Origin of the sequence: Pseudomonas viridiflava, from assembly GCF_900184295.1 — a bacterium.
Classification (GTDB): domain Bacteria; phylum Pseudomonadota; class Gammaproteobacteria; order Pseudomonadales; family Pseudomonadaceae; genus Aquipseudomonas; species Aquipseudomonas viridiflava.
Genome location: NZ_LT855380.1, coordinates 519,343 through 540,704, shown reverse-complemented (window position 1 = coordinate 540,704; position 21,362 = coordinate 519,343). Strand labels below are relative to the sequence as shown.

General features: G+C 59.8%; 17 protein-coding genes and 1 pseudogene. 13 read left to right on the top strand and 5 right to left on the bottom strand.

Going from position 1 to position 21,362, the window contains the following annotated elements:
- The first annotated feature begins 175 nt into the window (after positions 1 to 175).
- From CFBP1590_RS02560 to CFBP1590_RS02500, 13 genes and pseudogenes are all read left to right on the top strand, one after another.
- Positions 176 to 1,300: a Fic family protein gene (locus CFBP1590_RS02560; RefSeq protein WP_088234429.1), complete on the top strand. Its 1,125-nt coding sequence runs from the start codon at positions 176 to 178 to the stop codon at positions 1,298 to 1,300.
- A 77-nt stretch (positions 1,301 to 1,377) separates the two neighbouring features.
- Positions 1,378 to 2,013, top strand: a complete 636-nt coding sequence (locus tag CFBP1590_RS02555; protein WP_088234428.1) for a nuclease-related domain-containing protein — start codon at positions 1,378 to 1,380, stop codon at positions 2,011 to 2,013.
- A 118-nt stretch (positions 2,014 to 2,131) separates the two neighbouring features.
- Entirely contained in the window at positions 2,132 to 3,199 is a 1,068-nt protein-coding gene (locus CFBP1590_RS02550; protein ID WP_029244085.1) for an FUSC family protein, read from the top strand.
- Positions 3,200 to 3,290: 91 nt separating this feature from the next.
- Positions 3,291 to 3,752, top strand: coding sequence for an Lrp/AsnC family transcriptional regulator (locus tag CFBP1590_RS02545; RefSeq protein ID WP_025993491.1), 462 nt, complete (start codon positions 3,291 to 3,293; stop codon positions 3,750 to 3,752).
- A gap of 152 nt (positions 3,753 to 3,904) precedes the next feature.
- Positions 3,905 to 5,584, top strand: a complete 1,680-nt coding sequence (locus CFBP1590_RS02540) for a flavin monoamine oxidase family protein (RefSeq protein WP_088234427.1) — start codon at positions 3,905 to 3,907, stop codon at positions 5,582 to 5,584.
- Between the two features lie 15 nt (positions 5,585 to 5,599).
- Positions 5,600 to 6,391, top strand: a complete 792-nt coding sequence (locus tag CFBP1590_RS02535) for a carbon-nitrogen hydrolase family protein (RefSeq protein WP_088234426.1) — start codon at positions 5,600 to 5,602, stop codon at positions 6,389 to 6,391.
- Positions 6,392 to 6,658: 267 nt separating this feature from the next.
- Positions 6,659 to 9,012, top strand: a pseudogene (gene pqqF, locus CFBP1590_RS02530) (pyrroloquinoline quinone biosynthesis protein PqqF).
- Positions 9,013 to 9,148: 136 nt separating this feature from the next.
- Positions 9,149 to 9,223: a pyrroloquinoline quinone precursor peptide PqqA gene (gene pqqA, locus CFBP1590_RS02525; protein WP_003422658.1), complete on the top strand. Its 75-nt coding sequence runs from the start codon at positions 9,149 to 9,151 to the stop codon at positions 9,221 to 9,223.
- 94 nt (positions 9,224 to 9,317) lie between these two features.
- Positions 9,318 to 10,229 (top strand): pyrroloquinoline quinone biosynthesis protein PqqB, encoded by a 912-nt coding sequence (pqqB, locus tag CFBP1590_RS02520; protein WP_029244088.1) that lies wholly within the window; start codon positions 9,318 to 9,320, stop codon positions 10,227 to 10,229.
- Between the two features lie 8 nt (positions 10,230 to 10,237).
- Complete coding sequence (pqqC, locus tag CFBP1590_RS02515) at positions 10,238 to 10,993, top strand: pyrroloquinoline-quinone synthase PqqC (protein ID WP_058432355.1); 756 nt, start codon at positions 10,238 to 10,240, stop codon at positions 10,991 to 10,993.
- Positions 10,990 to 11,304: a pyrroloquinoline quinone biosynthesis peptide chaperone PqqD gene (pqqD, locus tag CFBP1590_RS02510; RefSeq protein WP_004880098.1), complete on the top strand. Its 315-nt coding sequence runs from the start codon at positions 10,990 to 10,992 to the stop codon at positions 11,302 to 11,304. The genes pqqC and pqqD overlap by 4 nt, the downstream gene beginning before the upstream one ends.
- A 1-nt stretch (position 11,305) precedes the next feature.
- Positions 11,306 to 12,466 (top strand): pyrroloquinoline quinone biosynthesis protein PqqE, encoded by a 1,161-nt coding sequence (pqqE, locus tag CFBP1590_RS02505; RefSeq protein ID WP_370454403.1) that lies wholly within the window; start codon positions 11,306 to 11,308, stop codon positions 12,464 to 12,466.
- On the top strand, positions 12,429 to 14,261 hold the full coding sequence (locus CFBP1590_RS02500; protein WP_088234424.1) for a S9 family peptidase: 1,833 nt from the start codon (positions 12,429 to 12,431) through the stop codon (positions 14,259 to 14,261). Before pqqE ends, CFBP1590_RS02500 begins: the two co-directional genes overlap by 38 nt.
- 51 nt (positions 14,262 to 14,312) lie before the next feature.
- On the opposite strand, the gene CFBP1590_RS02495 is transcribed toward CFBP1590_RS02500, so the two are convergent.
- From CFBP1590_RS02495 to CFBP1590_RS02475, 5 genes are all read right to left on the bottom strand, one after another.
- A complete protein-coding gene (locus tag CFBP1590_RS02495; RefSeq protein WP_004880105.1) occupies positions 14,313 to 14,474 on the bottom strand; it encodes a YqaE/Pmp3 family membrane protein in 162 nt (53 codons plus the stop codon).
- Between the two features lie 695 nt (positions 14,475 to 15,169).
- Positions 15,170 to 16,948 (bottom strand): acyl-CoA dehydrogenase C-terminal domain-containing protein, encoded by a 1,779-nt coding sequence (locus CFBP1590_RS02490; protein WP_088234423.1) that lies wholly within the window; start codon positions 16,946 to 16,948, stop codon positions 15,170 to 15,172.
- A gap of 168 nt (positions 16,949 to 17,116) precedes the next feature.
- Positions 17,117 to 18,415: a GGDEF domain-containing protein gene (locus CFBP1590_RS02485; protein ID WP_088234422.1), complete on the bottom strand. Its 1,299-nt coding sequence runs from the start codon at positions 18,413 to 18,415 to the stop codon at positions 17,117 to 17,119.
- Positions 18,416 to 18,881: 466 nt separating this feature from the next.
- Positions 18,882 to 20,687 (bottom strand): phenylacyl-CoA dehydrogenase, encoded by a 1,806-nt coding sequence (locus CFBP1590_RS02480; protein ID WP_025994839.1) that lies wholly within the window; start codon positions 20,685 to 20,687, stop codon positions 18,882 to 18,884.
- Positions 20,688 to 21,020: 333 nt separating this feature from the next.
- Positions 21,021 to 21,317 carry a hypothetical protein gene (locus CFBP1590_RS02475; RefSeq protein ID WP_004880111.1) on the bottom strand — a complete coding sequence of 99 codons (297 nt, stop codon included), beginning with the start codon at positions 21,315 to 21,317 and terminating at the stop codon, positions 21,021 to 21,023.
- Positions 21,318 to 21,362: the final 45 nt, after the last annotated feature.

Below are 21,362 nucleotides of genomic sequence, written 5' to 3'. Positions count from 1 at the left end.
GTTCAGGAGTGTCGTAACCCCTTGGAACACACAGGAAAGCGGTCCGCCAAAAAGAAGCGCGATGAACAGGTAGATATGACGCTGAACTGGACGATGAGCCGAATAGCTCGCACAATCGGCTCACTTCATGAGCCGATTAGACGCTCTATTCGGCTCGGCTCAGAGCACACCTCTCATGTCTGAACATCTCTGGATCTGGCAACAGCCGCAATGGCCTGCATTCACCTGGAACGGTGACCGTCTTGCAGCCCTGCTGCGCGAATGCACCCAAGCGCAAGGCCGCTTGCTGGGCATGAGCCGTGTTGCCAACGACGATACGGCCCTTCAGGACACTCTGGACACGTTGCTGCAAAACATCATCACGTCCTCTGCGATTGAAGGTGAGCAGTTGAACGTCGGATCCGTCAGATCGTCACTGGCGCGTCGCCTGGGTCTGGACGATGATGGCAAGCGCAGTCCTCGCAGTGAAGGCCTGGCGGAACTGATGCTGGATGTCACGCAGGCCAACGCTCAGCCGCTCACGCTCCAACGTCTGTTTACATGGCATCGCTGGCTGTTTCCAACTCAGGAAACGCTTGCCTCTCATCAGGTTCAGGCAGGCCAACTGCGCGGTAATGAGCCCATGCAGGTCGTATCCGGTCGCCTTGATCGGCCCACTGTGCATTTCGAAGCCCCGCCACGTTCCCGGCTCGAACCGCAGCTAAATGACTTCCTGGACTGGTTTGCTGCCAGCCGGAACGATGCACGCCTTGACCCGCTGGTTCGGGCAGGCATCGCGCACTTCTGGTTTGTCACGCTGCATCCATTCGACGACGGCAACGGTCGTCTGACCCGTGCGCTCACGGACCTGGCTCTGGCTCAGGGCGAGCAGCAGACGGTGCGCCTGCACGCCATGTCAGCCAGCATTCTGGAAGACCGCTCGGGTTACTACCACATTCTGGAGCGCAGCCAGAAAAGCACGACCGACATCACCGACTGGCTGGAGTGGTTTTTGCGCACCTTTCTGCGAAGCGTTGAACATGCGCTGGCACGTATAGAGCGAGTCCTGGCAAAAACACGCTTCTGGCAACTGCATCAGGCTGATGCTTTATCCACTGAACAGGTGAAAGTACTCAATCGCCTGCTCGATGGCGGCGAGCGTGGTTTTGAACAGGGGATCAATGCAACGCAGTATCAAGCCGTAACCAAAGTCTCAAAAGCGACCGCCACTCGCCACCTTAGTGATTTACTGGCAAAGCACTGCATCGTCCGCCTGCCCGGCGGCGGTCGCAGTACGCGTTATCAAATCAACTGGCCTTGACGATCAAGAATTCCTGGATCCGTCCGAAAGCCTTTCAACTTCCCGCCTTGCCTCCCTGCCCATGGAAAGGATTCCAGATGAATTACACCGCCATATTCGGCCCAGCCTTGAACATGCTTATCTGGCTGGTTCCGGCCGTGCTGTTCGTCGCGTTCCTGAAGTCGCCCTGGGCGAAAGGGCAGATCGGTGAGTTCTGGATACGTCTGTTCACATACTGGAAGCTGGATAGAGCGGTCTATCGTCGTCTGCACAACGTCACGCTGGACACGGCCGATGGCACGACGCAGATCGACCATGTGTTCATCTCGCCTTTCGGCATTTTCGTGCTGGAAACCAAAAACATGAGCGGCTGGATCTTCGGCGGCGAGAAACAGCCGCAGTGGACGCAGAAAATCTATCGTCGTACTTATAAGTTCCAGAACCCGCTCAGGCAGAATTACAAACACCTGAAAGCGCTTGAGGCGACATTGGGCGTCAGCCTGGAGCACATTCACTCCGTGGTCAGCTTCGTCGGCGAAAGCACGTTCAAGACAGCGATGCCCGCCAACGTGACGCAAGGCATTGGCTACATTCCTTACATCCGCTCGTTTCAGCAGCCGGTATTCAGCGACGTGCAGGTCGACATCCTGATGCAGACCTTACTGAGAAGCAGGCGAGCGCCCACGCGAGCAACCCACCGTGAGCACGTGCAGAACCTCAAGCGCCGCCGATGATCGTTTCAGTGCCGTCAATCACCCACAAACCAGCCGCATGCATCATCAAATGTGGCTTACTGGCAGTCATCGCCATCCAATCAGGGATTTCTTCCCTACCCTCGCGGTCTTTTAACGCATGACGAATTCGCGCTCTGCTTACATACCTTCCTGGCTTCGCCCTGTTCTGCGTCCCTTGCTGGATCCGTATCGCCGTTATCGAAATGCGCGACTGATCCACGCGGCGCGGATTTCGGTGGGTTTGCTGGTGACCATTCTGCTGACCACCGGGCTCAATCTGCCCCATGGCGAGTGGGCGTCGGTAACGATGCTGATCGTGATTGGCGGTCTGCAGCACCACGGCAACATCGGCAAGAAATCGGTCGAGCGCGCCTACGGGACGCTGATCGGTGCGGGGCTGGGCCTGATGGTCGTGGTGCAGCAGGGCTATCTGGAGATACCGCTGCTGACCTACGCGATCATGTCGGTGCTGTGCGGTTTCTTTGCCTATCACGCCATCGGCAAGGGCGGTTATACCGCGCTGTTGTCGGCCATCACGCTGTTCATCGTCGCGGGTCATGGTTACAACCCGATCAGCGACGGGCTGTGGCGCACCGTGGATATCCTGATCGGTATTGCCCTGGCGCTGGCGTTCTCCTTTGCCCTGCCGCTGTACGCTGTGTTTTCGTGGCGCTACAACCTGGCCAGCGGACTGCGTGATTGCGCCAAGGTTTACGGACGGATCGTGCAGGGCCAGCCGGTGACAGCCGATGAGCATTTAAAGCTCACCGCCAAGCTCAATGGCACGATGCTGCAACTGCGCTCGCTGCTGCCGTCGGTGTCCAAGGAAGTGAAGATGTCCATGGTCGAGCTGGACGCCATTCAGGGACACTTCCGCATGTGCCTGAGCACCCTGGAAATCCTCGCCAACATTCGCCCGGCCAATCTGGACCAGATAGCGGGAGAATCGTTGAAGGCATCGCTGGATACCGAGTACAGGCAGGTCCGTCGTCAGTTGATCGGCATGGCCCGAGCGCTGCAGACCGGCGCGACCGACCGGCTGGCGCGCTCTTCCGAAACGAATCCTGCGAAGCCTGAAGTTCCCGCTGAGCTGGTGGGCTATCAACTGATGACTCAGCAACTGGCGCACAACCTTGACGGTCTGCAGGCGCGTCTGGCCAAAACAGCCAGACGTTGGAAGTTCTGATGCAGCGCTGACTCACTGCAAACTTACGGCTGTGGGAGGCCCCCCGCAAAAAGTGTTTCGTCAGTGACCTATGTTTTTGATGGAGATTCCCGTGTCCACTTCCCACCCGCCCGTGCTTGACGAAATCGACCGCAAGCTGATCGCCGCCTTGCAGATCAATGCCCGCGAAAGTGTCGCGACACTGGCCCGCCAGCTCGGCATTGCGCGGACCACGGTCACGTCGCGTCTGGCCCGGCTGGAGAGCACCAAAGTGATCACCGGCTACGGCGTGCGTCTCGGCCAGCGGGTGGTCGATGGCGGTTTGCAGGCGTATGTCGGCATCACCGTGCAACCGCGTTCGGGCAAGGAAGTGCTGCGTCGGCTGAGTGCGCTGGCGCAGGTGCAACAGCTGTGTGCGGTCAGTGGCGAGTTCGATTACGTGGCCTGGCTGCGCACCGACTCACCCGAGCAGCTGGACGAACTGCTGGACCTGATCGGCAGCGTGGACGGCGTGGAAAAGACCACCACGTCGATCATCCTCAGCAGCAAGATCGACCGGGGCCAACCGGTCTGATTCTGATCAAAATGACACAAGCCCACTCAAAATAACGTCTATATTCGTCACTTTGCACAAACAAACATCATATCGACGACACTTTGCGTCTTATTAACGTGCGCGCGCTTATCTAGACTGTTGTTTTTCGCCGTTGCCCACCAAGGTCAGTCATGAAAAACAACCGTCACCCCGCCAACGGCAAGAAGCCGATCACCATGTTTGGTCCCGATTTTCCGTTTGCTTTCGATGAGTGGATCGAGCATCCGAAAGGTCTGGGCAGCATCCCCAAGGAACAGCATGGCGCGGAAGTGGCGATCATCGGTGCCGGTATCGCCGGGCTGGTAGCGGCTTACGAACTGATGAAGATGGGCCTGAAGCCGGTGGTCTACGAAGCGTCCAAGATGGGCGGACGACTGCGCTCGCAGGAATTCGAAGGTGCCAAGGGCATCGTCGCCGAGCTGGGCGGCATGCGCTTTCCAGTGTCATCGACAGCCTTCTTTCATTACGTCGACAAACTGGGCCTTGAGTCCAGACCCTTCCCCAACCCGCTGACGGCGGCCTCGGGCAGTACGGTCATCGATCTGGAAGGCACCACCTATTACGCGCAGATGCTGTCGGACTTGCCCGCGCTGTTTCAGGAAGTCGCCGACGCTTGGGCCGACGCGCTGGAAAGCGGCTCTCAGTTTGCCGACATCCAGCAGGCGATTCGCGACCGCGATGTGCCGCGCCTCAAGGAGCTGTGGAACAAGCTCGTCCCGCTGTGGGACGACCGCACGTTCTATGACTTCGTCGCGACGTCCAAAGCATTCGCCAAACTCTCGTTCTACCACCGCGAAGTGTTCGGCCAGGTCGGTTTCGGCACCGGCGGCTGGGACTCGGACTTCCCCAACTCGATGCTGGAAATCTTTCGCGTGGTCATGACCAACTGCGATGAACACCAGCACCTGATTGTCGGCGGCGTGCAGCAGGTGCCGGTCGGACTGTGGAGTCACGTGCCCGACCACTGCGAGCACTGGCCCAAAGGCACCAGCCTGTCGTCCCTGCATCGCGGCGCACCCCGTCCCGGCGTGAAGCGCATCGCCCGTAGCGAAGACGGCAGCCTGACCGTCACCGACAACTGGGGCGATACCCGCCAGTACGCCGCCGTGCTGACCACCTGCCAGAGCTGGTTGCTGACCACCCAGATTGAATGCGAGGAAACGCTGTTCTCGCAAAAGATGTGGATGGCGTTGGACCGCACGCGCTACATGCAGTCGTCGAAAACTTTCGTGATGGTCGATCGCCCGTTCTGGAAAGACAAGGACCCGGAAACCGGCCGCGACCTGATGAGCATGACCCTCACCGATCGTCTGACCCGTGGCACCTACCTCTTCGACAACGGCGACGACAAGCCGGGGGTGATCTGCCTGTCGTATTCGTGGATGAGCGACGCGCTGAAAATGCTGCCGCAGCCCATCGACAAGCGCGTGAAGCTGGCACTGGACGCCCTGAAGAAGATCTACCCGAAGGTCGACATCGCGGCGCGCATCATTGGCGACCCGATCACCGTTTCCTGGGAAGCCGATCCGCACTTCCTCGGCGCTTTCAAGGGTGCGCTGCCCGGCCATTACCGCTATAACCAGCGCATGTACGCCCACTTCATGCAGCAGGACATGCCCGCCGAACAGCGCGGCATGTTCATCGCCGGTGACGATGTGTCCTGGACGCCTGCCTGGGTGGAAGGCGCGGTACAGACGTCGCTGAATGCGGTGTGGGGCATCATGAATCACTTTGGCGGCAAGACTCACGCCGAAAACCCCGGCCCCGGCGACGTGTTCAATGACATCGGCCCGATTGCGCTGGCCGACTGACAAAAGGAAATCCCCATGCGTGTCGCGTTGTATCAATGCGAGCCCTTGCCACGGGACGTCAGCGGCAACCTGATTCGGCTGGAACGTCAGGCGCAGGCCGCGGCCGCGCAAGGTGCGCAGGTGCTGGTCTGCCCGGAGATGTTTCTGACCGGCTACAACATCGGCGCCAAGGCCTGCGCCGAGCTGGCGCAAGCGCAGGACGGACCTGCTGCGACGCGCATCGCAGAGATTGCCCGGCAGTACGGGATTGCGATTCTGTACGGCTATCCGGAGCGTAGCGCCGAACTGCGGATCTACAACGCCGTGCAGTTGATCGACAGTCAGGGCGACCGGGTGGGCAACTACCGCAAGACGCACCTGTTCAGCGATCTCGACAAGTCGATGTTCAGCGCAGGAGCGGATCTTTGTCCGGTGATCGAGCTGAACGGCTGGCGACTGGGGATGTTGATCTGCTACGACGTGGAATTTCCCGAAAACACCCGTCGCCTGGCGCTCGCCGGTGCCGAGCTGATTCTGGTGCCGACCGCCAACATGGCCCCCTTCGATTTCGTCTGCGACGTGACTGTGCGGGCTCGCGCGTTCGAAAATCATTGCTATGTGGTGTACGCCAATTACTGCGGCAGCGAGGGCGAGATTCGCTACTGCGGCCTGAGCAGCGTCTGCGCACCGGACGGCAGCCGCCCTGCGTTGGCAGGGCAGGATGAGGCGTTGCTGATCGCCGAGCTGGACCGGGCGCAGTTAACGCAGGCCAGAGTGGTGAATGATTACTTCAAGGATCGCAGGCCGGATTTGTACTCACCCCGCTAAGGCCGCCTCGATCGTTCCTACGCTCTGCGTGGGAATGCCTGCCAGGACGCTCCGCGTCCGCTCTCGAATGTGTCGCAGAGCGTCACGGGATGCATGACCACGCGGAGCGATGGGCACGATCAGTGTCGAAGCAGACTTATGTATAACGATGAGCACGGAGCATGGAAACGATCAGGTTCGGATCTGTTAATCACACTCGGCACCTCGCGAAGCGGCCTGATTATCCGCTAGCATGACGCTCTGTTTCCCCAGCCCTTGCGACCCGCCATGCCCTCCCCGCACACGTCTGCCATCGAACGCTTCACCCTGGCCAACGGCCTGAGCGTGGTGCTGTGCCATGAGCTGCGGCTCAAGCGCTGCGCTGCTTCGTTGCGGGTCGCGGCGGGCAGTCATGATGTGCCGCAGGCATGGCCGGGGCTGGCGCATTTTCTGGAGCATCTGTTCTTTCTCGGCACCGAGCGTTTCGCCAAGGAGCAGAACCTGATGACCTTCGTGCAGCGCTACGGTGGTCAGATCAACGCCAGCACCCGCGAACGCACCACCGACTTCTTCTTCGAACTGCCGCCTGCTGTTTTTGCCGAGGGTGTGGAGCGTCTCTGCGACATGCTCGCTCATCCGCGCATGGCTGTTTCGGACCAATTGCGTGAACGCGAAGTACTGCACGCCGAGTTTATCGCCTGGCGAGGAGATGCCGAGTCCCGCCAGCAGAACCATCTGCTGGCGTCGGTAAATCCGCGGCATCCATTGCGCGGCTTTCATGCAGGCAATCGCTACAGCCTGTCGGTGCCCAATCCAGCGTTCCAGCAGGCGATGAAAGACTTCTACCAGCGCTTTTATCAGGCCGGGCAGATGACGCTGTGCCTGAGCGGGCCGCAGTCGCTGGCCGAACTCGAAAGGTTGGCAACGCGCTATGGAGCGTTGTTCGCCAGCGGCCAGCGCATTGAGCAGCACACTCCGCCGCCATTGGCTGAAAATGTTGCGCCCGTGTCGGACACCGATTTCCGACATCTGCACCTGTTATTCGCCTGCGAAGGTTTGCCGGAGAAGGCTGATGAGGCCGTTGCATTCCTGTGCCATTGGATGAACGCTGCGAAGCCGGGCGGACTGGTGGCGACGTTGATTGAGCGGGGCCTGATCGATTCGCTGAAAACCGCGCCGCTCTATCAGTTCGGTGGGCAGTTGCTGCTGGATGTGAAGTTTGAAAAAAGCGCCTCAAGCACGCTCGCGCCCTTGGACGCAGCGCGTCTTTTGCTCGATTGGCTTTCGTTTTTCCAGCAAAACTGGCCCTCGCTCACTGAAGAATACCGACGTGTTCAGCAACGTCAGTTGCAAGTCAGTGGCGCTTTGGCGCTGGCCCATCACTATTGCCGCGATCTTCCGGCAGAGCTGAGCGAACAAGGCGCCGAAGCGTTGCGCACATTACTGAACCAGCTCGGTCCCGACACGTTCATCAATCTTCCGGCTGTGGATAACTCGACGCCTGAACACATTGTCTGGCACCTGCCTGCACCCAATCCGTTTCTGCTGCCGGTTCCAGACGCCCAGCCTGTCGCCATCGAAGCGGCCGTGTACTTGCGCTGGACATTGCAGCACCCGCAGCCAGCGCTCTGGCAACTGCTAAATGACAGCCTGAAAGACCTGATTGAAGACGCCCGACAGGCCGGCGTGACCCTGACGTTCAGTGCTTACGGCACGTACTGGCAACTCGGACTGGTCGGACTCCCTGAGCCGTTTGCCGCCGTTATCGAACACTGTCTGCATCGGTTGGCGCATCCAGCCCCTGAAACGCTGGCCCGCTACGGACAAACGGCAAGTGAACCGACGCTGATCCCGATTCGCCAGTTGCTCAAAAAACTGCCTGATCACTTTTTACACACACCGGCAGGACCAGAGACCGGCGATCTGCAGTGTGTCTGGTCCGCGTCAAACTGGACGAGCCTTGCCATAAAGCTGCCGGGCAGCTGCAAAACTCGCGTGAATGCAGCGCTGGCCAGCGCGCCAGGCAGTCCGCAAGCACAGTTGCCAACGCCCAGGGCGAATCAGCCAGACAAGCGCTGGCAAACGCAAGCGTCGCCGTCTTCGGAAAGCGCAGTCGTGCTGTTCTGCCCGGCCCCCAGCGCATCGGCTGAGGATGAGGCTGCTTGGCGCATGCTCGCTCACCTGCTTCAAGCGCCCTTCTACCAACGGCTGCGGGTCGAGTTGCAACTGGGCTACGCGGTGTTCAGCGGCATCCGGCAGATCGACGGAACAACCGGACTGCTGTTCGGTGTCCAGTCACCGGTGTGCGATGTCGATCAGCTTGTCGCGCACATCGAGGGCTTTTTGAGTGCCCTGCCTAAACTGATAACCAACGCCGATCTGCCTGAACAGCGCCAGGCGTTGGGCGCGCAGCTGGACCCGTCGACGCTGCCCCACGAGCAGGCCGCCGAAGCGCGCTGGCAGGCACACCTCGCCGGGCATGCCGAAGGTCATACGGATTGCGTGCGTGTCGCTCTGTCAAATCTGGATACACACTCGTTAAACGCGGCCGCACGTCGGTTGTGCGACGCCAGCACAGGCTGGCTCATCCTCGCCAATCGCCCACCAGCCCCAGCCTGCAAGGATCGTTACCTGAACGGTAACGGTCTTTCGTAGAGATTTGGCCCCTCCGGGATTGTTAAATTGAGTAAGATAGCTCCCTAAGCATCTGAACGTATGGCGTTACCCGTGCACTAAGATGTAGTCACCAACCGCAGCATTATCTGAAGGAGCTTTCCCATGTCGTGGACTAAACCTGCTTACACTGATTTGCGCATCGGTTTCGAAGTCACCATGTACTTCGCAAGCCGCTGATTCCAGTGCGCTGTAAAGCCTCGGTTCGCCGGGGCTTTTTTTATTGTCGGGCTGCTTTTGTTTTTTGTTTCGGGTCATGTGGTAGGGAGCTGACATGTACATCCAGATTCTAGGTTCCGCTGCCGGTGGTGGTTTTCCCCAGTGGAATTGCAACTGCGTCAACTGCGCAGGCTTTCGCGACGGCAGCCTGCGGGCGCAGGCGCGTACTCAATCGTCCATCGCGCTATCCGACGATGGCGTGAACTGGGTGCTGTGCAACGCTTCGCCGGATATTCGCGCCCAATTGCAGGGCTTTGCACCGATGCAACCGGGCCGCGCGCTGCGTGACACCGGTATCAGCGCCATCGTGTTGATGGACAGCCAGATCGACCACACCACGGGCCTGTTGAGCCTGCGCGAAGGCTGCCCGCATCAGGTGTGGTGTACCGACATGGTTCACGAAGACCTCAGCACCGGCTTTCCACTGTTTGAAATGCTCAAGCACTGGAACGGTGGTTTGGAATGGAACCGCATCGAGCTACAGGGCAGTTTCGTGATTCCGGCCTGCCCGAACCTGCGCTTCACGCCGTTCCCGCTGCGCAGCGCCGCTCCGCCCTACTCGCCGCACCGTTTCGACCCGCACCCGGGCGACAACATCGGTTTGCTGGTGGAAGACACCCGCACCGGCGGCAAGCTGTTCTATGCACCGGGCCTGGGCAAGGTCGATGAAGCGCTGGCCGAGAAGATGCGCGACGCCGACTGCCTGCTGGTCGACGGCACGATGTGGAACGACGACGAGATGCAGCGCCGTGGCGTGGGCACTCGCACCGGTCGGGAAATGGGCCATCTGGCCCAGAACGGTCCCGGCGGCATGCTCGACGTGCTGGAAGGTTTCCCGACCCAGCGCAAGGTGCTTATCCACATCAACAACACCAACCCGATCCTCGACGAAGACTCTCCCGAGCGCGCCGAGCTGGTCCGCCGCAACGTCGAAGTCGCCTTCGATGGCATGAGTATCGAGCTTTAGGAGCCGACATGAGCGAAGCCACTGCGCTGCCCCCCGCCGAATTCGAGCAGGCCCTGCGGGCCAAGGGCGCGTACTACCACATCTACCATCCCTATCATGTGGCGATGTACGAAGGCCGCGCGACCCGCGAGCAGATTCAGGGCTGGGTCGCCAACCGTTTCTACTATCAGGTGAACATTCCGCTCAAGGACGCCGCGATTCTGGCCAACTGCCCGGACCGCGAGATTCGTCGCGAGTGGATTCAGCGCCTGCTCGATCATGATGGCGCCCCCGGTGAAGACGGCGGCATCGAAGCCTGGCTGCGACTCGGTCAGGCAGTGGGCCTGGACCCGGATCAGTTGCGCTCGCAAGAGCTGGTGCTGCCGGGCGTGCGTTTTGCCGTTGATGCCTACGTGAACTTCGCCCGCCGCGCCAACTGGCAGGAAGCAGCCAGCAGCTCGCTGACCGAGCTGTTCGCACCGCAGATTCACCAGTCGCGCCTGGACAGCTGGCCTCAGCATTACCCGTGGATCGATCCCGCCGGTTACGAGTATTTCCGCACCCGTCTGGGCCAGGCACGCCGCGATGTGGAACACGGTCTCGCAATCACGCTGCAGCACTACACTACGTATGAAGGCCAGCAGCGCATGCTGGAGATCCTGCAGTTCAAGCTCGATATTCTGTGGAGCATGCTTGATGCGATGTCCATGGCGTATGAATTGAACCGCCCGCCCTATCACAGCGTCACAGACCAGAGGGTCTGGCATAAGGGAATCGCGCTATGAACGTTCATACTCACAAAGACAATTCGAACCCGGAACGCCTGGCATTTCGCAACAAGGTCCCCAAATGGCGTCAAGGCTACCGCTTCCAGTTCGAGCCTGCCCAGAACGGCAATGTGCTGCTGTACCCCGAAGGCATGATCAAGCTCAATGACAGTGCCGGCTGGATTGGCGGGCTGATCGATGGGCAGCGAACGGTCGCTGCCATCATTCAAGAACTGGAACACAAATTCCCCAACGTTCCCGAGCTGGGCATGGACGTCGATGACTTCATGAAGGTCGCCCAGGAAAAACACTGGATCACTCTTGACTGACATGACACTCGCAACCTCCAGCCCACTGATACCGCCCAGGCCGGAAACCGGCCTGCCGCTGTGGTTGCTGGCCGAACTGACGTACCGCTGCCCGCTGCAATGCCCGTATTGCTCGAACCCGCTCGACTTCGCAAAACAGGGTCAGGAGCTGACCACCGAGCAGTGGTTCAAGGTGATGCAGGAAGCCCGGCAGATGGGTGCGGCACAAATCGGCTTTTCCGGCGGAGAACCGCTGGTGCGTCAGGACCTGGCCGAACTGATCGCCGAGGCGCGACGGCTGGGTTACTACACCAACCTGATCACCTCAGGGATTGGCCTGACCGAAGAGAAAATCATCGCGTTCAAGGAAGCCGGTCTGGACCATATCCAGATCAGCTTTCAGGCCAGCGACGAGCAGGTGAACAACATGCTCGCCGGCTCGAAGAAAGCCTTCGCGCAGAAGCTGGAAATGGCCCGCGCCGTGAAGAAGCATGGCTACCCGATGGTGCTGAACTTCGTGACCCATCGGCATAACATCGACAAAATCGACAAGATCATCGAACTCTGTCTGGCCCTAGAGGCGGATTTTGTCGAGCTGGCGACCTGTCAGTTCTACGGTTGGGCGCACCTGAACCGCATCGGCCTGCTGCCGACCAAGGATCAACTGGTGCGCGCCGAAGCTGTCACCAACCAGTACCGTGAACAGCTGGAAGCGGAAAATCATCCGTGCAAACTGATTTTCGTCACCCCCGATTACTACGAAGAACGCCCCAAGGCCTGCATGAACGGCTGGGGCAGCATCTTCCTGACCGTGACACCGGACGGCACCGCCCTGCCGTGCCACGGCGCGCGTCAGATGCCTATCCAGTTTCCCAACGTGCGCGAGCACAGCATGCAACACATCTGGTATGACTCGTTCGGCTTCAACCGCTTCCGCGGTTATGACTGGATGCCCGAGCCCTGCCGGTCCTGCGACGAAAAGGAAAAGGACTTCGGCGGCTGCCGCTGCCAGGCGTTCATGCTGACCGGCGACGCTGCCAATGCCGATCCGGTGTGCAGCAAGTCCCAGCACCACGGAATGATCACGCAGGCTCGCGACGAATCCGAGACTGCCACCCAAACCATTGAAGAGCTGGCCTTCCGCAATGAACGAAACTCACGACTCATCGCCAAATCGTCCTGAGCCGCTTTCCGCGGCACAAGCCGTCGCTGCAGGCGTGGACTTCGCCGAACTGGATGTCAGTTCGGCAGGCCTGTTCTGGAACGAATTTCGCCCTGAAGACGGCGCCTGCCGTATCTGGCAATGGTACGCGGGCGATAGCCGCTGCCTGACGCCCGATGGCTTCAGCGTGCGCAGCCGGGTATATGAGTACGGCGGAGGATCATTCTGCCTGGCCGATGACGCGGTGGTGTTCGTCAACGAGCGCGATCAGCAGCTGTATCGTCAGCCGCTGGACGGCAGTACGCCGGTGTCCTTGACCCAGGGCGATAAACGCTACGGCGGTGTATTCCATACCAATGGCCAGATCCTCGCCGTTGAAGAAGACCATAAAACCCACCGGCTGGTGAGCATCGATCTGGCTGACGGGCAACGTCGGCTGCTGGCGGAAGGCGCGGACTTCTACGCCTCGCCAGTCGTCAGCGCTGATGGCAGGCGGCTGGCCTGGGTCGAGTGGCAGCGCCCGCATCAGCCCTGGACGGTTACGCGACTGATGTGCGCAGCGAAGCAGGATGACGGCAGTTGGGGGCCGGCCCTGTGCATCGCGGGCGATGACGCAGAAGAATCCTTGCAGCAGCCACGCTTCGATGCGCAGGGCCGTTTGTACTGCCTGACTGACCGGGCCGGGTTCTGGCAGCCCTGGACTGAGTCCGCGTCTGGCTTCGTCCCCTTGAAAGCGGCGGCAGCGGACCATTCGCCAGCACCCTGGCAGTTGGGCGGGTGCACGTGGCTCCCGCTCAGCGATGGTTTTCTCGCCTGCTGGTCGCAGGACGGCTCGGGCATTCTTGGCTTGAGCGACACCGAGGGCTCGGTGACTGACTTCAGCGCCGGTTACAGCCGCTTTCGCAGTCTGGCGCTGGATGAGGAATACATCTATTGCATCGCCGCGTCGGCCATCAGCACGTCGGCGGTGCTCGCTATTTCTCGTGCTGACAAAAGCGTGCAGGTTGTGGCTGGAGGGACGTCGCCGCTGCCGCCCGAGCAGATCAGTCGTCCCGAGTCGTTGTGCTACCCGAGCGGTGATGCCGAGGCTTACGGATATTTCTATCCGGCCATGACCGGTGCAGAAAAGCCGCCGCTGGTGGTGTTCATTCACGGCGGCCCGACCTCGGCGTGCTATCCGGTGCTAGACCCACGTATTCAATACTGGACCCATCGCGGTTTCGCCGTCGCCGACCTCAACTACCGGGGCAGCTCGGGCTATGGCCGTGAGTATCGCCAGGCCCTGCACCTGACCTGGGGCGTGGCGGATGTCGAGGACGCCTGCGCAGTCGTTGCCCATCTGGCCGACAGAGGCTTGATCGACGCGAATCAGGCGTTCATCCGTGGCGGCAGCGCTGGTGGCTACACCACGCTGTGCGCACTGGCGTTTCATGATGTCTTTCGGGCGGGCGCGAGTCTGTATGGCGTCAGCGACCCGGTTGCACTGGCACGGGCGACTCACAAGTTCGAGGGTGATTACCTGGACTGGCTCATTGGCGACCCGGTTGAAGACATTGAGCGCTACGAGGCGAGAACACCACTGTTGCACGCTGACGGCATCAGCGTACCGGTGATCTTTTTTCAGGGCGAACTGGATGCCGTAGTGGTCCCGGCGCAGACCCGTGACATGCTCAAGGCCTTGCAGGACAAGGGCATCAAGGCCGAAGGACACTTTTACCCGGACGAATACCACGGCTTCCGCAAGGCGGCGAACCTGGCAGATGCGCTGGAAAAGGAATGGCGTTTTTACCGGGATGTTCTGGACGGCGCCGTATGATCGTTCCCGCGCCGGGAACGATCAACCGCAGCACCTTGAAGCGCTGACTGCTTACTTACGCGAAACGATGATGTAGATCGCGTGGATGATGCCCGGGATGTAACCGAACAGGGTCAGCAGGATATTCAGCCAGAAAGCGCCGCCCAGACCCACTTGCATGAACACGCCCACCGGGGGCAGCAGAATGGCGAAGATGATACGAATGATGTCCATGGAAAGCTCCTGAGTGATTGGCTCTGATTGGCCATACAGCTAATCGACCCTGGGCATCGATGAGGGTTCAACCCGCTCTGGCACGGCGCCAGTATTCTTGGCATCAATCGTTGGGTGAACGGCGAGAGAACCTGACGCCGATCGTGTCCATCGCTGCGCGCTCATCGTTATACACAAGTCCTCTTGGAGGAATACGATGATGATCGTTCCTACGCTCTGCGTGGGAATGCCTCTCAGGACGCTCCGCGTCCGCTCTCAATGTGGCGCAGATGTGTGCCCAAGCTACAGCGTTATCCACGTCATGCGCTCGGCTAACTGAATCCTCCGTCTGTGCCATTTGTGACGCGGAGCGTCACGGGATGCATGCCCACGCGGAGTGATGGGCACGATCAGTGTTGAGGCAGACTTTTGTGTAACGCCGAGCGCAGAGCGTGGTAACGATCAACCCTGGCACTGGGTGGGGGATATAAAACACGCGCACAAAGAAAACCCCGCCGAAGCGAGGTTTTCCAGACTGTTTCCCTGACATCCCTTTCGTCCCACCATCCTGGCAGGCTTCCCTACGTGTCCCTGTTATGTTTGATTGCGCATCCTGCGCTACGTCCATGGATTTAGAGTAACTTTGGATCCGAATTAAAGGAAGAGGCCAAATGGCAGCACGACGTGTAAGCAAATGCTTACACGCTGCTACTGTTTCAAAACTGTTCGGCGTCCAGCAGGAACAACGACTCGCTGCCAGCACGTACTGATGCGTTCAACGAATGAATACGCGGCAGCAGACGGGCGAAGTAGAAACGCGCCGTACCCAGCTTGCTGGCGTAGAAATCCTCCTGCGCTTCCTTGCCCACGGCGGCCTTGGCCATCATCGCCCACATGTAGGCATAAGCCGTGTAACCGAACAGATGCAGATATTCCACAGAAGCCGCACCGATCTCATTGGGGTTGCTGCGCGAACGGTCCAGCACCCAGTTGGTCAGCTCGTCCAGCATGTCCAGGGCTGATGCCAAAGGGCGTGTGAACTCGCCAAGCGAACTGTCCGAAGCGGCGATGAACTCACGCACCTCATCCGAAAACAACTGGTAGAACGCGCCACCGGAACCGACGATCTTGCGGCCGACCAGGTCCAGCGCCTGAATACCGTTGGTGCCTTCGTATATCTGGGTAATGCGTACGTCACGAACCAGTTGTTCCTGGCCCCACTCGCGAATGTAGCCGTGACCGCCGAATATCTGCTGGCCATGCACGGTGGTCTCTAGGCCGACATCGCTGAGAAATGCCTTGGCGACCGGGGTCAACAGGGCAACCAGATCATCGGCGCGTTTGCGATCCGTGTCGTCTTCGCTGAACTTGGCGATATCCAGTTGCAGGGCGACGTAGCTGGAAAACGCACGGCCGCCTTCGTTGAATGCCTTCATGGTCAGCAGCATGCGCCGCACGTCAGGATGGACGATGATCGGATCAGCGGCCTTTTCCTTGTTTTGCGCACCGGTCGGCGCGCGGCTTTGCAGGCGGTCGAGGGCGTATTCCACCGCGTTCTGGTACGAACGCACGCCCGACGCCAGCCCCTGAATGCCGACACCCAGACGTTCGTAGTTCATCATGGTGAACATCGCCGCCAGCCCCTTGTTGGGCTCGCCGATCAGGTAACCGATCGCATCATCGAAGTTCATCACGCACGTGGCCGAAGCCTGAATGCCCATCTTGTGCTCGATAGAGCCACAGCTCACGGTGTTGCGCGCGCCGACACTGCCGTCGTCGCCGACCATGAACTTGGGCACCAGAAACAGCGAAATGCCTTTCGGGCCTGCTGGTGCGTCCGGCAGCTTGGCGAGAACGAGATGAATGATGTTCTCGGTCAGGTCATGCTCACCGCCGGTGATGAAAATCTTGCTGCCGGTGATCTTGTAGGAACCGTCAGTCTGCGGCTCGGCCCTGGTACGGATGATGCCCAGGTCGGTACCGGCGTGGGCTTCGGTCAGGCACATCGAACCGCACCAGACGCCCGAATACATGTTCGGCAGGTACTTGGCTTTCAACTCTTCGGTGGCATGGGTGTTGATCGACACGCAGGCACCCGACGTCAGCATCGGATACAGACCGAATGCCAGACTGGCGGAGTTGAGCATCTCCTCGACCTGAGCCGAGACCACCTTGGGCATGCCCATGCCGCCGAAATCAGGATTGCCACCAACGCCGACCCAGCCGCCTTCGGCGTAGGTGCGATAAGCTTCAGGGAAACCCGCTGGCGTGGTCACGACGGTGTCCTTCCAGTGACAGCCTTCCTCGTCACCATTGCGGCTCAGTGGCGCGATGGTCTTGCTGGTGACCTTGCCTGCTTCTTCAAGAATGGCATCGACTGTCTCGGCATCGACCGTTTCAGCCAGCGCCGGCAATTGGGCCCAGAGTTTGGAAACCTCGAACACTTCATTGAGGACGAAGCGCATATCGCGCAGCGGCGCTTTGTAATCAGCCATGGCAAACCTCGTGAAAACGGAGCGAGAGACCTGTAAATGCTGATTCGTTCCGGTCGGAAACACGGATCAGCCGTCGATAGACACGAGTCTACCCGAACAACATTTCAGACACATAGGGTCGTGTCGTGACTATCTAGTCATAACAGGTCACTGGTCAGAAACGTTTTATCAGGTCGCCGCTTCGGTGGTTCGCACGGCTCCGCGCCGGCTCTGCTGCTGGTGGGAAATCACACAATTGCGCCCCGCGCCCTTCGCGGCGTAGAGCGCCTGGTCGGCAGCCTTGAGCACTTCTTCAGGCGTGCGATGTTCCGGCTGACGCTCGGCCACACCGATGCTGACAGTGACCGACACGGTGCCGGTGTGCGCGCCACCTCGGCGTTGACGACCTTGCTGGTCGTCCTGTGGCCGACTGTCCTTGTTGCGCAGCTGGATTTCGTAGCTGGCAATCGACTCGCGAATCGCCTCCAGATGCGGCAGGCATTCGTCGATGCTCTTGGCCGCGAACACGATGGCGAACTCTTCGCCCCCGTAGCGATACGCTTTGCCACCGCCGTTGGTGATTTTCGACAGTTTGCTGGCCACCAGGCGCAGCACCTGATCGCCCACGTCGTGGCCGTGGGTGTCGTTGAATTTCTTGAAGTGGTCGACATCGCTCATCGCCAGTACGTAATTGCGCCCCAGACGCTGCATGCGTTCGTTCAATGCGCGACGCCCAGGAAGGCCGGTCAGTTCGTCGCGGAAGGCCATCTGATAGGCCTCATGAGCAACGGCGGCGGCGATCATCAGCATCACCTGGCTGCACAGGATATTCAGCGTGAACGGCAGAATGAAGGTCTTGGGCAACGCCCAGAACAGACCCAGCAGACCGACGAGTTGCGCCGCGTGCAACGGCCTGGGTTTTTCCAGGTACTGCCAGAGCAATACGGCAAACGAGATCAGGAACATCGCATACGACAGCTGGATCAGGCTCATCCACGCGCCATGCAGTGCAGGCCAGCGAATGTCGGCAAGCCAGGTCTGCAACGCCATCGGGTAACTCTGCTCGAGCCCCAGCGCGACGCTGCCCACGGCCAGCAGCACCGCAAGCCGTGCGACCAGATCCTGAAACAGATGCGTGCGCTCTTCCCACGCGGCATAAAGCCCGTAAAGCACAGGCAGCAGCAGGCAGACCAGATGAAAGATCACCGCAGCGTCTTCGCGCACCTTGCCGAAGTCGCGGTAATAGTCGGTCTGGGTGTCCAGCAGGTAATAAGCGATGTACACCGTGATCATCAGAAACAGCTCGCGCTGACGCCGATAGACACCACAATAGGCACCGCCCAACAGCAGCACGAGAGTCGGCAGTACGTTGAAGAGCGAGGTGAAGAACACGTTCAGGTCTTTGACATACGCAGCCGCCAGCCCCGCCACCAACAATGCCAGTGACGGCAGAAAATGACTCAGTCGCGCAGCAGATGGACGTAACAAAAGAGGCTGTCTCCTCGCCTGAATCCGGGCAACACCCGAATCAGTAGCATTGTGCCTTCATCCTGAAAACAATGCATTCAGCAGGATTGAACAGTGACTGATTCTGTAACGGCAGGAGACGGAAAAGGTTTATCGATTGATAGTAAATAGCCATACATCGCCAAGTCATCGCAGACAGACGGCGTCTGATCGTTCCACGCTCAGCGTCCGGCGTACACACTGAAATCCCTGTGACCCGACCATTTGGGGCGCGGAGCGTCCCGGGCTGCATGCCCACGCGGAGCATGGGTATGATCGGTGTGCTTGAGACCCCTGATCGTTCCCACGCTCCAGCGTGGTAACGCCTCCCAGGACGCTCCGCGTCCGCTCTCGAATGTGGCGCAGAGCGTCAGGAGTGCAATCAAATCCGGGACCAAAAAAAGCCGCCTGATCAGTGATCAGGCGGCTTGGGTGACTCGGACCGGACTCAGTAAGCCAGGCCGAAATCTTCCTCTTTCATTTCCATCAGGTTGCCAGCACCGGACAGCATGGTGGCGACGTGAGTGCGGGTGCGCGGCAGGATGCGCTGGAAGTAGAACCGCGCGGTCTGGATCTTGGCGCGGTAGAACGCCTCGTCCGACGTACCGGCTGCCAGCTTCTCGGCCGCCAGACGCGCCATGTCTGCCCAGAAGTAGGCGAGGCAGGCGTAACCCGAGTACATCACGTAGTCGACCGAAGCAGCGCCGACTTCTTCACGGTCCTTCATGGCGGCCATGCCCACTTTCATGGTCAGTTCGCCCCACTCCTTGTTCAGCGCTGCCAGCGGAGCCACGAATTCCTGAACGGACTCGTTGCCTTCGTTAGCCTGGCAGAACTTGTGCACGATTTTGGTAAAGCCCTTGAGCGCTTCGCCCTGGGTCATCAGCACCTTGCGGCCCAGCAGGTCGAGTGCCTGGATGCCGGTGGTGCCTTCGTACAGCATCGAAATGCGGCTGTCGCGAACGTTCTGCTCCATGCCCCACTCGGCGATGAAGCCGTGGCCGCCGTAGATCTGCACGCCGTGGTTGGCGGCTTCGAAGCCCACTTCAGTCATGAACGCCTTGGCGATCGGGGTCATGAAGGCCAGCAGGGCATCGGCTGCTTTCTTCTGATCGGCATCTTCGCTGTACTTGACGATGTCGACCTGCTTGGCTGTGAAGTACACCATGGCGCGTGTGCCTTCGGCGAACGCCTTCATGGTCAGCAGCATGCGACGCACGTCAGGGTGAACGATGATCGGGTCAGCCGCCTTTTCAGGTGCCTTAGGGCCGGTCAACGAACGCATCTGCAGGCGCTCACGGGCGTATTTCAAGCCCCCCTGGAACGCCAGCTCAGCGTGAGCCAGACCCTGCAATGCAGTGCCCAGACGCGCCGTGTTCATGAAGGTGAACATGCAGTTCAGGCCTTTGTTCGCCGGGCCGATCAGGTAACCGGTAGCGCCGTCGAAGTTCATCACGCAGGTGGCGTTGCCGTGAATGCCCATCTTGTGTTCGATGGAACCGCAGTTCACTGCGTTGCGCTCACCGACGCCGCCATCGGCAGACGAGAGGAACTTGGGCACGATGAACAGCGAGATGCCTTTGGTGCCAGCCGGAGCATCCGGCAGGCGGGCCAGCACGATGTGGACGATGTTATCGGCCATGTCGTGTTCGCCAGCGGAAATGAAGATCTTGGTGCCGGAGACCTTGTAAGTGCCGTCAGCCTGAGGCTCGGCCTTGGTGCGCAGCATGCCAAGGTCGGTGCCGCAGTGAGGCTCGGTCAGGCACATGGTGCCGGTCCATTCGCCAGACACCAGTTTGGTCAGGTAGGCCTCTTGCTGCTCGGGCGTACCGTGTTCGGAAATGGTGTTCATCGCACCATGCGACAGGCCTGGGTACATGCCCCACGACCAGTTCGCTTCACCGACCATCTCGCTGACTGCCAGACCCAGCGATTCAGGGAGGCCCTGACCGCCGTGCTCGACGTCATGCGCCAGGCTCGGCCAGCCGCCTTCGACAAACTGTTTGTACGCTTCCTTGAAACCGGTCGGCGTCTTTACGCCGGTTTCGCTCCAGGTACAGCCTTCGATATCGCCTACCCGATTCAGCGGAGCCAGTACTTGCTCACAGAACTTGGCGCCCTCCTCGAGAATGGCGTCAACCATATCCGGGGTAGCGTCCTGGCAGGCTGGCAGACTCTGATAGTGCGCTTCGTAGCCGAGCAGTTCGTCACGAACGAAACGAATATCACGCAAGGGGGCCTTGTAATCAGGCATAGCGATTAACCTCTGCTGATGAATCCTGGAACGAATGACCGGGCGGTGACTGGAAGCATGCTTCCAGAACCAGACAATCTCGTATGCCTTACGGTCAAACAGGTGTTTGAAACATACGTTTACGCCTAAACCTTGTCAATAGCGGCGCACGCACCATTCGTCCACGATGCGCTGCAGACCACGCAGGCAAAGGGAAGCGGCGTTATGTAAACGATTGTGTGGAGTCTAGTTGAGCAGCAAGGGGTTGCAGCGGCGATACAGGATGGTGATACGGGGAGATTCAGCGCATGACGCCGTGCACGCACGGCACGGCGCGAAGGTTACAGACAGTGATCAGGCGTAGGTATCGATCAGCGTGCCCAAGGCTTCATTACTGGCTCTCTGCGCAGCAAGTCCAGCTTCGATCTGCGATTTGCCAGCCGCCAGTTCGACGATGTTGGCAGGCAGGTCGGAACGCTGGCTTCGATCGACCGAACGCAGGTTCTCGAGCTGGAAGTCCGAAGACTGGCTCCGACCCGACACTTCGATGTTGCTGCTGGCGATCTGCGTGGCTGCCTGATCGACACGGCTTTGCCCGACCTGCATGGCGCTCAGACCTGGGTAAAGGGTGTTGTTCATGGTGATTTGCATAAGCCGATCCTCGGTTCAAATAGCGAACAAAACCATTGAACCAGT